At 61.6% G+C, this 17,953-nt stretch carries 19 protein-coding genes and 1 pseudogene; 12 read left to right on the forward strand and 8 right to left on the reverse strand.

Features of this window, described 5'->3' with window-relative positions; genetic code table 11:
• Positions 1 to 69: 69 nt before the first annotated feature.
• Complete coding sequence (locus NL154_RS11170; protein ID WP_434734051.1) at positions 70 to 492, forward strand: (R)-mandelonitrile lyase; 423 nt, start codon at positions 70 to 72, stop codon at positions 490 to 492.
• Positions 479 to 832: pseudogene (locus tag NL154_RS11175) on the forward strand (aldo/keto reductase); the annotation flags it as partial. The gene NL154_RS11170 and the pseudogene NL154_RS11175, both read left to right, overlap by 14 nt.
• Positions 833 to 976: 144 nt before the next feature.
• Here the strand turns inward: NL154_RS11175 and maiA are convergent.
• From maiA to NL154_RS11200, 5 genes are all read right to left on the reverse strand, one after another.
• A complete protein-coding gene (gene maiA / locus NL154_RS11180) occupies positions 977 to 1,612 on the reverse strand; it encodes a maleylacetoacetate isomerase (RefSeq protein WP_210631042.1) in 636 nt (211 codons plus the stop codon).
• 231 nt (positions 1,613 to 1,843) lie between these two features.
• Positions 1,844 to 2,260: an organic hydroperoxide resistance protein gene (locus tag NL154_RS11185; protein ID WP_434734052.1), complete on the reverse strand. Its 417-nt coding sequence runs from the start codon at positions 2,258 to 2,260 to the stop codon at positions 1,844 to 1,846.
• A 178-nt stretch (positions 2,261 to 2,438) separates the two neighbouring features.
• Positions 2,439 to 3,761: an ATP-binding protein gene (locus NL154_RS11190; RefSeq protein ID WP_434734053.1), complete on the reverse strand. Its 1,323-nt coding sequence runs from the start codon at positions 3,759 to 3,761 to the stop codon at positions 2,439 to 2,441.
• Positions 3,758 to 4,498, reverse strand: coding sequence for a response regulator (locus NL154_RS11195; RefSeq protein WP_097601465.1), 741 nt, complete (start codon positions 4,496 to 4,498; stop codon positions 3,758 to 3,760). The genes NL154_RS11190 and NL154_RS11195 overlap by 4 nt, the downstream gene beginning before the upstream one ends.
• Before the next feature lie 111 nt (positions 4,499 to 4,609).
• On the reverse strand, positions 4,610 to 5,662 hold the full coding sequence (locus NL154_RS11200) for an alpha/beta fold hydrolase (protein ID WP_434734054.1): 1,053 nt from the start codon (positions 5,660 to 5,662) through the stop codon (positions 4,610 to 4,612).
• 356 nt (positions 5,663 to 6,018) lie between these two features.
• Here NL154_RS11200 and NL154_RS11205 point away from each other — a divergent pair, with 356 nt between their 5' ends.
• The gene (locus NL154_RS11205) at positions 6,019 to 7,794 is read left to right on the forward strand and encodes a cytochrome c biogenesis protein DipZ (protein ID WP_434734055.1); all 1,776 of its coding nucleotides are present in this window, start codon (positions 6,019 to 6,021) and stop codon (positions 7,792 to 7,794) included.
• A 46-nt stretch (positions 7,795 to 7,840) separates the two neighbouring features.
• A complete protein-coding gene (locus NL154_RS11210; RefSeq protein ID WP_210631036.1) occupies positions 7,841 to 8,599 on the forward strand; it encodes an alpha/beta fold hydrolase in 759 nt (252 codons plus the stop codon).
• Between the two features lie 90 nt (positions 8,600 to 8,689).
• Here NL154_RS11210 and NL154_RS11215 read toward each other — a convergent pair whose 3' ends face one another.
• A complete protein-coding gene (locus tag NL154_RS11215; RefSeq protein WP_434734056.1) occupies positions 8,690 to 10,897 on the reverse strand; it encodes an OmpA family protein in 2,208 nt (735 codons plus the stop codon).
• 332 nt (positions 10,898 to 11,229) lie between these two features.
• Here NL154_RS11215 and NL154_RS11220 point away from each other — a divergent pair, with 332 nt between their 5' ends.
• The 4 genes from NL154_RS11220 to NL154_RS11235 all read left to right on the forward strand — a co-directional run bounded on the left by NL154_RS11220 (position 11,230) and on the right by NL154_RS11235 (position 14,221).
• Entirely contained in the window at positions 11,230 to 12,003 is a 774-nt protein-coding gene (locus NL154_RS11220; RefSeq protein WP_210631034.1) for a transporter substrate-binding domain-containing protein, read from the forward strand.
• Positions 12,004 to 12,116: 113 nt separating this feature from the next.
• A complete protein-coding gene (locus tag NL154_RS11225; protein WP_221147580.1) occupies positions 12,117 to 12,923 on the forward strand; it encodes an ABC transporter permease in 807 nt (268 codons plus the stop codon).
• Positions 12,920 to 13,750 carry an ABC transporter permease gene (locus NL154_RS11230; protein ID WP_210631032.1) on the forward strand — a complete coding sequence of 277 codons (831 nt, stop codon included), beginning with the start codon at positions 12,920 to 12,922 and terminating at the stop codon, positions 13,748 to 13,750. The genes NL154_RS11225 and NL154_RS11230 overlap by 4 nt, the downstream gene beginning before the upstream one ends.
• Before the next feature lie 204 nt (positions 13,751 to 13,954).
• Entirely contained in the window at positions 13,955 to 14,221 is a 267-nt protein-coding gene (locus NL154_RS11235; RefSeq protein ID WP_011425678.1) for an usg protein, read from the forward strand.
• Here NL154_RS11235 and NL154_RS11240 read toward each other — a convergent pair whose 3' ends face one another.
• Positions 14,222 to 14,947, reverse strand: coding sequence for a DUF2270 domain-containing protein (locus tag NL154_RS11240; RefSeq protein WP_434734057.1), 726 nt, complete (start codon positions 14,945 to 14,947; stop codon positions 14,222 to 14,224).
• Positions 14,948 to 15,060: 113 nt separating this feature from the next.
• Here NL154_RS11240 and NL154_RS11245 point away from each other — a divergent pair, with 113 nt between their 5' ends.
• From NL154_RS11245 to NL154_RS11260, 4 genes are all read left to right on the forward strand, one after another.
• The gene (locus NL154_RS11245) at positions 15,061 to 15,879 is read left to right on the forward strand and encodes a methyltransferase (protein ID WP_210631030.1); all 819 of its coding nucleotides are present in this window, start codon (positions 15,061 to 15,063) and stop codon (positions 15,877 to 15,879) included.
• A gap of 103 nt (positions 15,880 to 15,982) precedes the next feature.
• Positions 15,983 to 16,669, forward strand: coding sequence for a glutathione S-transferase family protein (locus tag NL154_RS11250; RefSeq protein WP_221155833.1), 687 nt, complete (start codon positions 15,983 to 15,985; stop codon positions 16,667 to 16,669).
• Entirely contained in the window at positions 16,666 to 17,007 is a 342-nt protein-coding gene (locus NL154_RS11255; protein ID WP_210631028.1) for an ArsR/SmtB family transcription factor, read from the forward strand. The genes NL154_RS11250 and NL154_RS11255 overlap by 4 nt, the downstream gene beginning before the upstream one ends.
• Complete coding sequence (locus NL154_RS11260; RefSeq protein WP_221147577.1) at positions 17,004 to 17,480, forward strand: SRPBCC family protein; 477 nt, start codon at positions 17,004 to 17,006, stop codon at positions 17,478 to 17,480. Before NL154_RS11255 ends, NL154_RS11260 begins: the two co-directional genes overlap by 4 nt.
• A 17-nt stretch (positions 17,481 to 17,497) precedes the next feature.
• On the opposite strand, the gene NL154_RS11265 is transcribed toward NL154_RS11260, so the two are convergent.
• Entirely contained in the window at positions 17,498 to 17,953 is a 456-nt protein-coding gene (locus NL154_RS11265; RefSeq protein WP_434734085.1) for a DUF1801 domain-containing protein, read from the reverse strand.

The raw sequence follows: 17,953 nt of genomic DNA on the forward strand, positions 1-17,953 counted from the left end.
GCAGGACGAAGACATGCGCCACGGGGTGGACGAACCGTTCCACAAGCTCAGACACAGGAAAGGACGATCATGGAAATCAAGCGAAGCGGCTCGCAGCCTTCAGCCAAGGGACCGGCGGACTGGTTCACCGGCACGGTGCACCTCGATCCTCTCTTTCAGCTGACCCACCCGGCACGCGCGGCTGGCGCCAGTGTCACTTTCGAGCCGGGCGCGCGGACCGCCTGGCACACCCATCCTCTCGGTCAGACGCTGATCGTCACATCCGGCTGCGGCCGCGTGCAGCGCGAAGGAGGGCCAATCGAGGAGATCGGCGTTGGCGACGTCGTCTGGTTCTCCCCCGGTGAACGCCATTGGCATGGCGCATCGCCGACGACGGCAATGACCCATATCGCCATCCAGGAACAGCTCGATGGCAAGGTCGTCGACTGGATGGAGCATGTCACCGACAGTGAGTATCAGGCTTGGAAGGCAAACGGCTATGGAGAAGCGTGAACTTGGAAGGAGCGGTCTCGAAGTCTCGGGGATCGGTCTCTGCTGCATGGGGCTGAAGTATTTATGACCCGGGGAAAGACATTCAGGAAGCGGTCGCGCTGATCCGGAAGGCGTTCGAACGCGGCGTGACCTTCTTCGATACTGCCGAGGCCTAGGGACCCTATAGCCACGAAGAGCTTTAGGAGAGGCGCTTGCTCTCTTCCGCAGCGAGGTGGTGATCGCCACGAAATTCGGCTTCGACTTCGATGCCAATGGCGGCCAGGGTGGGATGAACAGCCGGCCGGAACAGATCCGCGCGGTTACCGATCAGGCGCTGAAGCGCCTGAAGACCGATGTCATCGCCGAGGATCTCGCCGATATCGAAAGCGCGCTCGCCACCATCAAGGTGGAAGGTGACCGGTATCCCGCGCATCTGCAGGCAAGGGTCAACCGCTCAAAAGAAAAACGACCACCTTCTTTGACGGCCGCTTCTTGATTGACCGCATCACCGTCGCGGCGCCGGCGCGTTCTCCTGGAAAGCCGGGATCGCCTCCAGCTTGGCGACAATCGCCGAGATATTGGGCCACCGGGCGAGATCGAATCCCATGCGCCGGGCGCTAACCGCTTGCGGAAAAAGGAAGATATCGGCAATGCTTGGCCGGTCGCCGACGGCGAAGGCGCCTTGCCTGCGGCCGGCAATCATCGTTTCCACAGCCGCCATTCCCTCACCGACCCAGTGACGGCTCCATGCGGCGACCGCATCGGCATCGGCGTTGAAGGTGCTTTTGAGATGCAGGCCGATCCGCGGCGGCAGCAGCGCATGGATCTCGGCTGCGATGGCAAGTGCAATCGAGCGGGCCAGCGCCCTATCCTCCGCCGTGTCAGGCAACAGCGGCGGCTCAGCCTCGATTTCCTCGAGATACTCGATGATCGCCAGCGATTGGGTGATGAGGATGCCGCTATCCGTCAGCAAGGCCGGCACCAGCCCCTGCGGATTGATCTTGCGGTATCCGGCCTGCCGGCTCTCGGCCTCCTCGCCAAGAATGGTGACCGGCAACGCCTCGGCCGTCAGCCCCTTCAGGCCGAGCGCGATCCTGACGCGCGACGTCGCCGAGGAGATTTCGTTCTGATAGAGCTTCATTGTCTTTCTCCCTCATGGCCTCGGATGAATGGCCGCCCTTGCGCCGCGGAGGCTGCCGATGCCGCTTTCACCAGGCCTGCAAGCGGCGAAGGCTCCTGCGAGCTTATGTCGTAGATGCAGGGTGCGGCAAACACTGCCGCCCCCAGCACGCAGATGATCATCAATCTCATTTTATCCTCCGTCGGCGAGGCCCCGACTGGCCTTGCCCTTTGTGCTTTCGGCTCCTGCCCGTCAGGCAATGCTCAATTCGACTTGGATATTGCCGCGTGTCGCCTTCGAATAGGGGCAGGTCCGGTGCGCCTCATCGACGAGCGCCTTTGCGGCATGCGCTTCGATGCCAGGCAGGCTGACCTTAAGGCGGGCCTGCAGGAAATAGTCGCCATCGGTTGTGCCGAGATCGACCTCGGCATTGACGGCGGTCTCTGCCGGCACCTTGACCTTCAACTTGCCGGCGGCAATGCCGATCGCGCCGATGAAGCAGGCCGACCAGCCGGCTGCGAAAAGCTGTTCGGGATTGGTGCCGGGCTGGGCGCTGCCGGGAGGCGAGAGCCTGATGTCCAGCTCTCCGTCATCGCTCTGCGAAGCGCCGTCGCGCCCGCCGGTGGTGCGGGTTCTGCCGGTATAAAGAACCTTGTCGATCTTGGTCATGGAAACACTCCTTGTTGCGTCGCTTCATGCGACTGGCCGCTACTGCGGCCGGGTTGACGGAGTTGGTTTGATGGATCGATATATCCGGCATGTTTCCGGAAACGGCCGAAATGTCACAAAACGTAGCATCCGGCGTCCACGACATTTTCGCGTACAAAACATTCTGATAGTTTTGACATCACCGAATGGTGACTTCCGCCGCCAGTCCGCCACCGGAGCGATTGTAGAGCCTGAGAGAACCGCCGATCTTGGCGGTCAGTTGCTGGGCGATTGCCAGCCCGAGACCTGTGCCGCCCGTCTCCCGGTTGCGAGATTGCTCGAGCCGGAAGAAGGGCTGCATCGCGGCTTCGAGCATACCATCCGGAATGCCGGGTCCGCGATCCATAACGCTGATGACGACGGAATTGTCAGCGCCTCGCTCGACGCTGATCTCGGCAGCGCCGGCAAACTTCAAGGCATTGTCGATGAAATTCGACAGGATACGGCGAAGGGCGTGCGGCCTGGTGAAGGCGGCGCCTTCAACCAGACCGACGACCGTAACGGCCTTTCCAGTGTCCTGATAGTCGTAGGCTATACTGTCGATGAACGAGGCGAGATCGATGCGGGCGTTCTTCTCTCCGCTGCCGTGGGCGCTGCGCGCATAGACGATGCCGTCCTGGACGAGACGCTGGATCTCGGCGAGATCATGCACCAGCTTGTCCTTCTCAGGTGAATCCTCCGCCATGTCGGCGCGCAGCCGCATGCGGGTGATCGGCGTCTGCAGATCATGCGAGATCGCCGCCAGTATCTGCACCCGTTCCTCGAGATAATGGGCGATCCTCTCCCGCATCGCATTGAACGCTCTTGCCGCATGCGCCACCTCGCTCGGACCGGCCTCGCTCAAAGCCTGACCGTCCTTATCAGGATCGAGCGCATCGGCAGCAGCGGCGAGCTCACCGAGCGGCCGGATCGCCTGGCGGACCGCAAACCAGGTGCAGAGAATGAGCAGCGCCATCTGAATCGCGAAAACATAAGGCAGCCATGCGGCGATCGGCATCACGCCTCTCGGTGTGACATCGATCGTCAGAGGAGTTCCGTCGCTCAGCGTCAGATGCGCTTGCAGCCGGTTCACCTCCCCTGGAATCCGTTCGATGCGGATCGGAAAGCGGTGCGCCACGGCCGCCTCTATCTTTCCGGCGATCTCCCTGCCCTTGCTGGAGGTGTCAGGCACACCAGCAAGGCCGGGCCCGAGCTCGAAACGGTAGTTGCCGCGGCTCAGCCAGTCCAGAAGGTCGCCGCGCTCACCTGGTGGAAGCCGGTCGAGAACGGCAATCGATGTCGCAACGTCGTTCTCCAGCGTGCCGAGCATCACCGCCTTGGCCGACATGTAGCGCTCCATATAGAGAACGCTGAAGGAGAGCCCATAGGCGAAGGCCAAACCGATCAAAAGAATGAGAAATATCCGCGATCGCAGAGTTCTCGGCCACGTCAGGTTCGCCAGGATGGGAATATCGGCTCTCATCGGCGCGGCTCAGAAATTTCGACCGGCACCGAGAAGACATAACCTTCGCTGCGCACCGTCTTGATATAGGTCGCCTCGCGCGCATCGTCCCCCAGGCGCTGCCGCAGGCGGCTGACAAGAAGATCGATCGAGCGATCGAAGAGTTCGGCGTCGCGGCCCTGCGTCAGGCTCAGAAGCTGGTCGCGGTTGAGCACGCGCTGCGGATGGTCGATGAAGACACGAAGCAGGCGGTATTCGGCACCGCTCAAGGCAATCGCGGTCCCTTCCTTGTCGAGAAGGTGACGTGCGACCGTGTCGAGCCGCCAGTCGCCGAAGGTCAGCAATTGTCCCGCCTCGCTGATCTGCAGGTTGGGCGGCAGCATGCGGGTACGCCGCAGCACCGCCTTGATGCGGGCAAGAAGCTCGCGCGCGGCAAAGGGCTTGGCGAGATAATCGTCGGCGCCCATCTCCAGCCCGAGGATTCTGTCCATCTCGTCCGTACGGGCCGTCAGCATCAGGATTGGTATCGCCTTGTGCCGGCCGGCGCGCAGTTCCCGGCACAACACCAGCCCATCGTCGCCGGGCATCATAACATCGAGCACGATCAGGTCGACGGCGTTGGCTTCCAGGAAACTGCGCATCTGCCGCCCATCCGCGGCAACGCTGGTCCTGAGGCCATTCTTCTGCAGATAGCCCGAGACCAGTTCGCGGATTTCACGATCGTCGTCGACGATCAGGATGTGATCGACATGATCCATATTGCCTATTCCTCAACGATTGCGGCCGCGCCCGCCGCCTCGCTCTTATCGAAGTGCCAGATGCGACCTACGCATATTCCGCCCGCGTGAGCAACGAAGCTTTGCCGCCAATCAGAAGCGGTCGACGTCGATGACCGCCTGGGCGAAGGCCTGCGGCGCCTCCTGCGGCAGATTGTGGCCGATGCCGCCGCCGATCGTGCGGTGTTCGTACCTGCCGGAGAATTTTCCGGCATAGGCGGAGGGCTCGGGATGCGGCGCACCGTTTGCATCGCCTTCCATGGTGATCGTCGGCACCGAGATCAGCGGCAGGGCGGCAAGCTTCTTCTCATAGGCATCATATTTCGCCTCGCCTTCGACAAGCCCCAGGCGCCAGCGGTAATTGTGGATGACGATATCCACATGGTCGGGATTGTCGAAGGCGGCCGCCGATCTGTCGAAAGTCGCATCGTCGAAATTCCACTTCGGCGATGCCGTCTGCCAGATGAGCCTTGCGAAATCGTGAGTGTTGCTCCGATAGCCCAGGCGGCCGCGTTCGGTGGCGAAGTAGAACTGGTACCACCAGGCAAGTTCCGCCTTCGGTGGAAGCGGTTTCTTGTTGGCCTCCTGGCTGCCGATCAGGTAGCCGCTGACCGAAACCATCGCCTTGCAGCGCTCGGGCCACAGCGCGGCCATGATATTGGCAGTCCGCCCGCCCCAGTCGTAGCCGGCAACGACAGCCTTTCCGATCTTGAGCGCATCGAGCAGGGCGATCATGTCGGCGGCAAGCGCCGAAGGCTGGCCGTTGCGCGGTGTCTTGTCATCGAGGAAGCGGGTCGTGCCGTAGCCACGCAGATAAGGCACGATCACCCTGTAGCCGGCGGAGGCAAGCAGCGGCGCGACGTCGACAAAGCTATGGATGTCATAGGGCCAACCGTGCAGCAGCAGCACGACCGGACCATCGGCCTTTCCGGCCTCGGCATAACCGATATCGAGCACATCGGTCTTGACCTGTTTCAGCGCTTCGAATGACGCATTGGTCCCGGCCTTTACGTCAGGCAGCGCGGCGCTGGAAGACTGCGGCAGTTGGGCTGCGGCCGCTCCGGCCACGCCGAATTCGACGGCTGCAAGCGCGATTGCCGTCATGCCAAAGAAACGGCGGCGATGATGATTAATTTGCTCTGACATCGGTCTCTCCTGTCGAATGGATCACGGCGCTGAGATGACGTTCGGCTTGTATCGGCCATATGTCACAGGCTGCGGTTTTTGAATGCGAGTGTAACCTCCGCCTGCCGAGATACATTCTGATACAAAAGCGCCGCCTCGGCAGGGCATGGGCGGACGGTCGCAGTTTTCGCCGCCGCCTCTGCGGATAGGCAGTTTGTATTCGTTTGTATCGTCCGCGCTCCAGCGCAATAGTTCGGTACATTTTCCCGTCAAACCAGACACATCGGAGATACCTCCGCCCGGCTATCTCGCCGCCGTTGCTGGTTCAGGCCCATCGCCGTCCAGAGCCCGATCAAACGGTTTCAAAGGAAACGATCATGACACTTCTGATCATTGCCTATCTCGGAGGCGTGCTGACCATTCTCAGCCCTTGCATCCTCCCTATCCTTCCCTTCGTCTTCGCCCGCTCCGGCCAGCCTTTCCTCAAGAGCACGCTGCCGATGCTAGCGGGCATGGCCGCCACTTTCGCGCTGGTCGCAACGCTTGCCGCGATCGGCGGCAGCTGGGCCATCCGTGCCAATGAATATGGCCGCCTCGCCGCGATCGTCCTGCTCGCGCTCTTCGGAGTGAGCCTGCTGTCTCAGCGCTTTGCAAGTACGCTTGCCCGCCCGATCGTCGATCTCGGCAACAATCTACTGAACGCCAGCGGTAACGTTTGCACCGCGCCGACGGTCAGGAGCGCGCTCATCCTCGGCGTCGCCACCGGCCTGCTCTGGGCGCCCTGCGCCGGACCAATTCTCGGCCTCGTGCTGACGGGCGCGGCATTGCAGGGCGCCAACCTGCAGACAACCGCCCTCTTGATCGCCTATGCCGCCGGTGCTGCGACCTCGCTTGCCGTCGCCTTGCTGGTCGGCGGTAAAATCTTCGCCGCGATGAAGCGCTCGCTCGGCCTTGGTGATCGAATCCGCCAGGCTGTCGGCGCTGCCGTGTTGGCGGGCGTGGCGGTTATCGCGCTCGGTCTCGACACCAGCCTGCTGGCGCGGCTTTCCTATGCCAGCACTGCCTCGCTGGAACAGGCCGTTCTGGACAGGCTGCATGCCAGGCCGGCGGGGGGCACGCCCTCTGAGGTGGCGAGCAACGACAAGATCATTCCCGCGGCCGATGGAAGCAAGCCTTTCCGCAGTGATCTGCCCGTCGAAGCTTATGCGCCTTCGTTCGACGGCGCGGTCGAATGGCTGAACTCGAAGCCTCTGACCAAGGAGCAGCTGCGGGGTAAGGTGGTTCTCGTCGACTTCTGGACCTATTCCTGCATCAACTGCATTCGCACCATTCCCTATGTCAGTGCCTGGGCGGAAAAATATGCGGATCAGGGCCTGGTCGTCATCGGCGTGCACGCCCCGGAATTTGCCTTTGAGAAGACGATCGACAATGTCAAGAAGGCTGTCGGCGACTTTCGGATCGGCTATCCGGTTGCGATCGACAATGACTACAAAATCTGGCGCGCCTTTGAAAACAGCTACTGGCCTGCCGCCTATCTGATCGATGCCAAAGGCCAGATCCGCTATCACCATTTCGGCGAAGGCAATTACGGCAGGACCGAAAAAGCCATCCAGGATCTGCTGCGCGAAGCGGGCAGCCAGATGGCGGAAACGGCACCGGTTGCGCCCGCTGCCAAGGGCGTGGAGGCAGGTCCCGACCTCGCCAATATCCGGTCCGGAGAGACCTACCTCGGCTACGGGCAGGCCGAAAATTTTGTCTCGCCCGAAGGGCTGCAAGCCGATATGCCGCAGAACTACTCGATCACCGAGCCCGGCATTAACGCATGGGGCCTGTCCGGCACCTGGACCATCGGTAAGGATCAGGCAACGCTCGATGAGGCAGGCGGCGGCATCGCCTATCGTTTCAGCGCCCGCGATCTGCATCTCGTTCTCGGACCCGGCGCCGACGCCAAACCGATCCGTTTCCAGGTGAGGCTCGACGGCAAGGCGCCGGGACCCGATCATGGCTCCGACATCGATGCCGACGGCAACGGCACGGTCACCGGAACGCGGCTTTACCAACTCGTTCGCCAGGCCGGCGCCGTCGCAGCCCGCACCTTCGAAATCCGCTTCCTCGATCCGGGCGTCCAGGGCTACGCCTTCACCTTCGGCTGAACCTCAAGATTCCCGCCCCGCAACGTCAACCACAAGGAGTGACCCCATGAACAAGCATCTGACTTTCATCGCAAGCCTGGCCTTTGCCACCGCCGGAATCGCTTTTGCGGCCGAGGCTGCCGCGGTCAAGAACATCGTGATCGTCCACGGCGCGCTGGCCGATGGCTCTGGATGGCGAAAAGCGACCGATATCCTAGAAAAGCGCGGCTTCAACGTCACCATCGTCCAGGAGCCTCTGACATCGCTCGATGACGATGTGGCGGCAACGAAGCGGATTCTCGACCTCCAGGAAGGACCGACGCTGCTCGTCGGCCACAGCTATGGAGGCATGGTCATCACCGAAGCCGGCAACAATCCAGGCGTTGCGGGCCTCGTCTACGTCGCCGCCTTCCAGCCAGACAAGGGGGAAAGCCTGCTGAGCCTCGCCAGCTCGAAGCCGGCCGGCAGTATGGACATCAAGGAAACTGAGGACGGCAAATATCTTTACCTCGACCCCGGCGCCTTCGCCGCGGCTTTCGCGGCCGACCTGCCGAAAGCCGAAGCCGATTTCCTGGCAAGATCGCAGGTCTTCGCCGCCAAGCAGGCCTTCTCGACCAAGATCGGAGAGCCGGCATGGCGAACGAAGCCGAGCTGGACGATCGTCGCCACCCAGGATCGCTCCATCAATCCCGAGCTGGAGCGTGACATGGCGAAACGAGCTGGCAGCGAAGTGACCGAGATCACGGCCAGCCACGCCGTCTTCGCATCCCAGCCGGAAAAAGTCGCCGACGTCATTGAAAAGGCGGCTGCGAAAGCCGGCCGATAGAGAGGGGTAAGACAAGAGCGCGCCCCCTTCTCCCGGCGGGAGAAGAGGAGGTCAGCGCCCCTCCCTGACACCGGGGAGGGGCGGAAGCAGCTACTGGTTGGCGGCGACCGGACGCACCAACGGAGTGACGCGGCGGATGGTGACGCGGCGGTTTTCCTGTTCGGGGCCCGACGTGTTGACCTTCAAGTAACGTTCGCCGTAGCCCTGCGTCGCCATGTTTTCCGGTGGAATGCCATAGACGTCGGAGAGCACATTGGCGACCGATTCCGCCCGCTGGTCGGAGAGGACCAGGTTGCTCTGGTCGGAACCGACAGCATCCGTATGGCCCTCGATCAGGAAGGTCTCGCTCGGATCTTTCTTCAGCACCTGGCTGATCGCGTCGGCGACCTTACGCAATGTGCGCGCCTGGGTCATCGGGATCTCCGCGCTGCCGGTCGCAAAGGTGATCGTATCAAGATCGATTCGGCGGACCTTGTCGCGAATACGAGCAGAATACTTCACCTCATTCAGCGAATAGACACGCTCCACCGGCTCGACGGGAGGTTCGCTCAGGAACTCGTAATAGTCCCTGTCCGGATCGCTGCGAGTATCGATGATGTATTCGTTGAGTGGCACGCGCAGCCGCATCGGCGGCAAGTCGGCACCCGCATCCTCGAAATAGTCGCGGTCCGGATCCTCATAGAGATCGGGCGAATAGTAGAGAACGTCCTCACGCCCGCGGGCATCGACGCGCGACCGCTGGATGATGTCGCCGTAGCGGTTGCGGATCGTGACGATGCGGTAACCCTCCGGTCGCGCAATCGTCTCGCGGTAACGGTCGCCCGGGAGCTCTTCGTAGATCGGCCGTTCGCCGTCGCGCAGGAACCGCCTGTCGTCGTCGCTGCGCACGATCACCTGATTGTTGTACTGAATGATCACGCGATTGTCGTCAGTCTGGTCGTCGACACGCGCCCCGTCCGGGCGAACGAATTGCGGCCGGGCGTCGAGTCTGGTTCCTTTCTCGCTAGTCACCGCCTCGAGCTTGACCGTCGGTGCCCTATCCGCGGTGGCGGCCTGCGCCTCGGCATCAGAGGTCGGCACCTTGAAGTCCTTGCTCTCGGCGCGCATCTTGTCGCGGTCGCGGCGGACTTCCCTGCCCTTGCTGCGGTCGGCATCCTTATCGCTGTCGAGCACGGCCGCACCGTTTTCAACCGGCAGGACAACGGTCTCGTTGCTCTTGGCCGGATCTTCGGCAATCTTCTTGCGGCGCTGCAGCTCTTCCGGCGAAACCTTTTCAGGCGCGGGAATGGCCTGCTCCGCCTGCTGACCGCCGCTGGCTTCAGGCAGCGGCTGGGCCGCGCCAGTGGCGGGTGCTGTCGGCTGTTCGCCGGCGGGCTGTTCGCCTGCAGGTTTCGCCGCCATGCCTTCCTTCGGTTTTTCGGCCGGAGCGGCTTCCGGGGCAACGGCCTTGTCCTGGGTCGCCTTGTCTTGGGTCGCCTTGTCCTGGCTCGCTTTATCTGCGGGCGCCACAGTCTCGCCGGCTGCGGGCTTCTTTTCGGCCGGCGCTTCGGCTGTGGGTTTTGCCTCCGGCTTGGCTTCGGGCTTGGCCTGTTCTTCGGTCGGCGTCACCGCCTCGGGAGCGGCTGTCTCGGCCTTGCCCTTGCCTTTATCGCGGGGGCGCTGCTTTCCTTCCGGCTTGGCCTCAGGTGCAGCCTGCTCCGTTTGCGGCTGGGCCTCCTTTGCGGCTGGCTGCTGCGCCTCGGGCTCGGCCTGCTGAGCCTCAGGCTTCTTGGGTCTTTTCGGCTTTTCCTGCGTTACCGGCTGCTGTTCTTGCTGCGGCGCGGCCTCCGGCTTTGCCTCGGGCTGAGCCTCCTGTTTGGCTTTCCGCGCGGGCTTCCTTTCGGGCTGTTCCGCCGGCGCCTCTTTCGGCGCCTCGGCTTTCGGTGACGCGGCCTTGGGTTCGGGTGCTGCCTTGGGTTCGGGCGCGGCCTTGGGTTCAGGCGCCGGAGCCTCCTTGGGTGCTTCGGCCTTCGGCTTTTCCGCAGGTGCTTCCTTTGGCTTCTCGGCGGCTGGCGCCTGTTCGGCTGGGGCCTCCTGCTTCTCCTTGTGCTTTTTCTTCTTCAGCAGCTCTTCTTCGGAAGGTGCATCCTCGGGCGCATCCTGCGCCACTTCGAAGCTCCACTGTTCGACTTGCCGCGCGGGGGCTGCCTGCGTCTCAGCGCCGCGCACGGCGGCCATCGCCGACACCGGCTGCAGCGCCAGCGAGAGGGAAAGCAGCGGAAAAGCCGCGCTTGCGAACAATCTTGATTTCTTGCCCATCGGGTTTCCTCGATCCTGTTTGAGCTTCCTGAAGGCCGACAGGCCCTAGTTCCGCCCCTAGCGTCGCATTGAGGCGAAACGGCGAAATGGCAAAGCGCCAACCCGCCGATTTGTTCCGGTTCTAGGAAGCCGGGGATTAACCTCAGGTGAATGTAGCGGTCTGCCGCCGTTCATCTCGCCTGCTGTTTGCGCCGCGAATAGCCCGGGAATTTCTGTTGCATTTCCATGAAAAAAAGTCTGATTATCGCCGCAAGGCGGTGCCCGTCACCGTTGAACAGCAGCCGTCAGCCCAAGAGAAAAAAGCGCGATGGCTACCAACAGAGAGGATCCTCATGCATATCTCCACCCGTATCTTCGCGGCAGCCTCGCTCGCGGCAATGTCGCTCTTTGCCGGCTCCGCCATGGCCGATGGCGAGAAATACGTGATCGGCACCGATTCGACCTATCCGCCCTTCGAATTTGTCGATGCCAGCGGCACCATCCAGGGCTTCGACATCGATATCGCCAAGGCGCTCTGTGCCGAGATGAAGGCCGAATGCTCCTTCGTCAGCACCGATTGGGACGGCATCATTCCGGCGCTGAACGCCAAGAAGTTCGACATGATCGTCTCCTCCATGTCGATCACGCCCGAGCGCCTCAAGCTCGTCGACTTCTCCAACAAGTACTACAACACCCCTCCGGCCATCGCCGTACCGAAGGATTCGAAGATCACTGACGTTGCCGGCCTCAAGGGCAAGGTGATCGGCGCACAGACTTCCACGACGCATGCCAACTACGCCGAGAAGCACCTCGCCGACACCGAGCTGAAGCTCTACCCCACGGCCGACGAATACAAGCTCGACGTTTCCAGCGGCCGTGTCGATGCTGTCATCGACGACGTCGTCGTTCTCTCCGAATGGGTCAAGTCCGACGCCGGTGCCTGCTGCAAGATCCTGACGACCCTGCCGGTCGACAAGGAAATCAACGGCAACGGCGCCGGTATCGCCATCCGCAAGGGCGACCCGCTGAAGGAAAAGCTCAACACCGCGATCGCTGCGATCCGCGCCAGCGGTGAGTACAAGAAGATCCAGGACAAGTACTTCGATTTCGACGTTTACGGCGAATAAGAAATTCGGTATCTGGCCGATCAAGCGAATGGCGGAAGGCTTGCTCTTCCGCCATTTTTGTTTGACAAAGGTGGCAAGATCAAAACGGCAAAAGCCGTGAGGGGAATTCACGCATGGGCGGATTGTTTTCCGCGCTCGGCTCCTTCTGGAGCTCACTTGTGCACATTTTCGATCCGCTATGCGGACCCGTCGGCATCTTCACCTGGTTGGGTCCGTCGACGATCCTAGCCTGTGGCGACACCGGCTGGGGCGACGAGATCGCCCTTGGCCTGCAGGTCACCGTATCGGTGGCGATCGTCACCCTGCCGATCGGCCTCGTCATCGGCTTCCTCGTGGCTCTCGGCCAGCAGTCGGAAGAAAAATCGCTGCGGCTGGCGGCCGGCATTTACACGACTATCTTCCGCGGCCTGCCGGAGCTTTTGACGCTCTTCATCATCTATTACGGCATGCAGATGCTCATCCAGTCTCTTCTGGAGCTTGCCGGCTATGTCGGGCCGCCGGTCGAGATCAACGCCTTCCTGGCCGGCGTGATCGCTCTGTCGGTTGTCTTCTCCGCCTATTGCTCGGAAGTATTGCTTTCGGCTTTCCGCGCCATTCCCAAGGGCCAATATGAGGCAGGAGATGCGCTCGGCCTGCATCGCGGCCGCACGCTACGGCTCGTCATCCTGCCGCAACTCGTTCGCATCGCCCTTCCCGGTCTGACGAACCTCTGGATGGTGCTCCTGAAGGACACCTCCTACGTCTCGATCATCAGCCTTGCCGATATCCTGCGCCAGACGAGCGTCGCAGTGCGGGTGACCAAGGAGCCGTTCTTCTTCTATGGCATTGCCTGCTGTCTCTATCTGGTGCTCGCCATTCTCTCCTCCTTCCTGCTTATCTATGTCGACCGCTGGGCCAAACGTTCGGATGTCCGCCGATGAGCTACGCTGAGACATTGATCCCCCCGCAGCCTGCGCCCCGCGAGGTGGCAAAGCCGGTCACAGTGGCACGCCTGTGCGGCTACGTCTTCGTTGCGGTCTGGGCTCTGCTTGCCGCGCTGCTGATCTTCACCGTCATCAATGGCTGGGATCCGGACAAATTCACTCGCTACGGACCGCGTTATCTGCACGGACTCTGGGTAACCCTCAGTCTGGTTGCCATCTCCGTCGTTTGCGGCGCCATCCTGTCCCTGCCGCTCGCCATGGCCCGGCTGTCGAAGAACCGGGCTCTTAACTGGTTCGCCTATGGCTATATATATTTCTTCCGCGGCACGCCGCTGCTTGCCCAGCTGTTCCTGGTCTATTACGGCCTCGGCGTCTTCCGCCCGCAGCTGGAAGCCGTTGGCATCTGGTGGTTTTTCCGCGAAGCCTGGTATTGCGGCCTCTTTGCCATGACGATCAATACGGCGGCCTATCAGGCGGAAATTCTGCGCGGCGCGATCGAAAGCGTGCCGCACGGCCAGCGCGAAGCAGCAGCAGCCCTCGGCATCCATAAGACCATCGCCTTCCGCAAGATCATCCTTCCGCAGGCCTTCATCGTGGCGCTTCGCCCCTACGGCAACGAGATCATCCTTTTGATCAAAGGCTCGGCGGTCGTCGCCATCATCACCGTCCTCGATCTGATGGGCGAAACCCGTTACGCCTTCTCCCGCACCTTCGACTACCAGACCTATCTCTGGGCAGCGATCTTCTACCTCACCATTGTCGAGGCGCTACGCCATCTCTGGGCCTGGATCGAGCGTCGACTGACGCGGCATCTCAAGCGCTGAGCATGAAGGGCAAAAGTGTATCGCGGTTTTGGGATTGCTAAAGAAGCGTGGCAGCACTCGTATTATCATGCTGCCAAACCGTTGAAAACAAAAAACAATACTTCCTTCGCAACGTATCTGTTAAGCTTGCGTTAACCATTCGCGTGCTTCCATTTCACGTGGCGCTAATAAAGCGCGAGTGGGAACGAGAAGAAGCTGAATACGATGCACAAGGACATGGAAAAGCAACTGCAGGGTTACGGTCTGACGACCGCCCAGATCCTCTACCACCTCCCGGATCACCCGACGATCCTGCAGACCTATGTCTGGCAGGATTATGATCTGGCACCCGATTTTCCCGAGATGCGGGGCTTCCTTAAATTCTGGCAGGAGAAGCTCGACGGGCCGCTGCATTCAGTGCGCTACGTCCACCGCAAGCTGATCTCGGCGACAGAGTGGCGGGCGTTGAAGGGCGAGTTCATCCTGCATTGATCACACGTGCGCCTCGCCATGGCCGAATTCGCCTTCGTCCCGGTCTGGACGCAGGGCGAAATAGAGCATGCCCAGGTAAAAGGTGACGACGATCGAAATGACCGCAAGGCCGGGGAGTGGCCCGAGCACGGCATTGTCGATGACATAGGCCCAGGACTGCGCCTGCAGCGCCGGCGCGCCCTCCGTCTGCAGTTTTGGCGTCGAGATCTTCAGGCACCAGGCAAGCAGCAGGATTAAATACATCCAGCCGTAATTGCGTTTGAGCCGCCGATGCATCGCTTCTCCATAACTGAGCAGAAAGCGCGGATGACGCAGGCTGTTGGCAATCACCGCGGCCCATTCGCTGCCGGCCGCAGCGTTCGGCGCCATGATCTGCGCGAAATAACAGCGCTCGACCTGCCGGATTCGGGCGCGGTAGATATCAAAGAAGCGGTAGCGCCGCGCCTCGATCATCAGAAGCAGCGTAATCAGCATCACGCCGAACAACAACACGCCGTGATGCGAGCTTGGTGTCGACAACGACACCGAAAGCAGCGCCGCGACCACGGTGATCGCCCAGTTGGACGTCCGGTCGATGCGGTCGCGCCAGCTCGTCATCCGCCCGAGTTCGCCGCGGTAATAATGGCTGAGCGTATTGGTGATCTCGCCCGGCGTCGTGGGCAGCAGAAAGGGGCGCTCGCCCCCTTCTTTCCTTGCCGGTGGCACCCCGTCGTGCTCCGCTTTCATGGCGTTTCCTCCCATCGTCTTCTTTTTGGCCATTCTGCGCCTGTTGCCGCGCCATTGCAAAACTTCGAAAGCCGCCGTAGAGCCATGCCTGAAACAGAAGGACATGCACCGCGATGGCAAAGAAGATCGACGAAGAAGCCCTTGCCGAGGCCTACAATCGTGCACTGGCGCTGGAGAAATCAGGTGATGTCGAGGCGGCCGTAGCGGCCTACGAGGACGTTTTGGCGATCGATCCCGAGGACCACGGCGGAGCCGCCGTGCGCATCGCGGCGATGGGCCGCGGCGAAACCCCGGTCAAGGCGCCCGACGCCTATGTCGAGACCCTGTTCGATCAGCATGCCGAGGTCTTCGAGGACGTGCTCGTCGAGCAACTCGGCTATCACGTGCCGATGCTGGTGCGCCAGCGCCTGCAGGCATTGAAGCTCGGGCCGTTCAAGCGTTTGCTCGATCTCGGCTGCGGCACCGGTCTCACAGGCGGCGCGCTGCGCGAGCTGTGCGAGGACATGACCGGCATCGACATATCGGAGAAGATGGTCGAGATCGCCCACGAAAAAGATCTTTACGAGACGCTCTTCGTCGCCGAGGTTGAGGATTTTCTCGACGACAATGACGAGGACGCTTTCGACCTCATCACCGCCACAGACGTGCTGCCCTATCTCGGCGCGCTCGAACCGCTCTTCTTCGGCGCCGCCGAAAATCTGACGCCGGGCGGCCTGTTCATTTTCTCCTCGGAGACCCTGCCTGACGAATTGCTTGCCGGCCGCCCCTACATGGTTGGACCACACCAGCGCTTCGCCCATGCCGACGCCTATGTGAGAGAACGGCTGACGGCCACCGGTTTCGCGCTTGTCGAGATATCCGACATCAACGTGCGCATGGAAGACGGACAGCCGACGCCGGGCCATCTGGTGATCGCCAGATACATCGGCTGAAGATAATAGTTTCACGATCGGTGAACTATCTGTTGCGCGATGCCTGCGGACCTGATAGTTAGTCAGTCGGCAAAGTTTTCAGCCAGACAGGAAAGGTCGCCGCATGTCGCTCGTCTTTTATGGGCATCCGCTCGCCTCCTTCTGCCACAAGGTGCTGATCGCGCTTTATGAAAACGAGACCCCCTTTGAGAACCGTATCGTCGATCTGTCCGACGAGGCCTCACGCGCCGATCTCTTTCGCTTCTGGCCTATCGGCAAGATGCCGCTGCTCCGCGACGAAGCCCGGGACAGCACCATCCCCGAGACTTCGATTATCATCGAATATCTCGATCACTATTATCCCGGCGCCGTGCCCCTGCTGCCGCTGGAGATCGACCGGGCACTGCAGGTCCGTCTCTGGGACCGCTTCTTCGACCATTATGTCCAGATGCCGATGCAGACGCTGGTCAGCAATCGCCGCCGCCCTGAAGGCAAGGCGGACGAAATCGAGATGACCGCTTCCCGGGCGACGCTGGCCACGGCCTATACCATGATCGAAAAACAACTGGGCGAAAGCCCTTGGATAACCGGCGAAGCGTTCACCATGGCCGACTGCGCCGCAGCCCCCTCTCTCTTCTACGCCGAGACGCTGGTTGCGTTTTCATCAGATCAGCCGAAGCTTCGCGCCTATTACGAGCGGCTGCTGGCGCGCCCGTCCTTCGCCAGGGCGCTGGAAGAGGCCCGCCCCTATTTCAAGTTCTATCCCTATCACGACAGACTGCCCGCCCGCTTTCGGGATGAAGCGGAATGATCGAAAGCCAGGCGGATCTCGACCGCATGTTCCACGCGCTTTCCGACCGCAGCCGCCGCGGCATGATCGACCGGCTCGGCCGCGGCCCGGCCTCGGTCACCGAACTGGCCGCTCCGCTCGCCGTCGCCCTGCCGACGGTGATGAAACATCTGCAGGTGCTGGAGGAGAGCGGGCTCGTCCTCTCCGAAAAATCCGGCCGAGTGCGGACCTACCGGCTGCAGCAGGATGCGCTCGCCGCTGTCGAACGCTGGGTGGAACAGCGAAAGACCCGTTGGACCGCCGCCTTTGACGGGCTGGATCAATTTCTCGCCGATGAGCCGGAGACACTCCCCGAATGACGATACGATCTGCCGAACATGCCACCTTCGTCATAGAACGCCGCCTGACGGCACCCGTCGCCCGGGTCTTCCGCGCCTGGTCGACGCCGGAGTCCAAGCGGCAATGGTTTGCCTGCCACGGCGAATGGGTACCCATAGAATACGCGCTCGATTTCAGGCCGGGCGGTACAGAGAGGAACTATACCGCCGACACCGAGGGGCTTCTGCACGCCTATGACGCCCACTACATCGATATCGTCCCGGATACTCGCATCATCTATGCCTATGAGATGAAGCTCGGGCAAAGCCGCATCTCAGCCTCGCTCGTCACCGTCGCCTTCGACACCGAAGCCAGCGGAACCAGAATGGTCTTCACCGAGCAAGTGGTTTTCCTCGACGGCTACGCCGACAACGGCGCCCGCCTTCAGGGCACAGAAATCGGCCTCACCAATCTCGAACTCTTTCTCGAACGCGAGGCAAGCCCAATTCACTAACGCGGCCGGATGAAGCGTCACACGCTGCTTGATTTCTTCCGCGAACCGGCCGCCCGCACCGACGCATTTAGCGCCGCGGCGGCTCGAATGAGCGCCTTCAGCGCCTCCTCGTCGATCTCGTCGCCTTCATGAAGGTCGATGGCCCGCCGGGTGTTGCCGTCGAGACTGGAGTTGAAAAGGCTTTTCGGATCCTCAAGCGAGGCTCCCTTGGCGAAGGTAAGCTTGACCACGCTCTTATAGGTCTCACCGGTGCAGATGATGCCGGCGTGCTCCCACACCGGAACGCCTCGCCATTTCCATTCCTCGACCACTTCGGGCTCGGCCTGCTTGATGAGCGCGCGGACCCGCGCGAGCACGTTGCCGCGCCAATCCTTGAGTTCCTCGATCCTCGCATCAATCAGTTGAGAGGGAGAGGCTTGCCCGGTCCCTTCCTCGGAATCGATTTTCTTCATGGTGGCCGTCGTCTTCTTCAT

The organism is Rhizobium sp. YTUHZ044 (genome assembly GCF_051123975.1).
Taxonomy (GTDB): domain Bacteria; phylum Pseudomonadota; class Alphaproteobacteria; order Rhizobiales; family Rhizobiaceae; genus Rhizobium.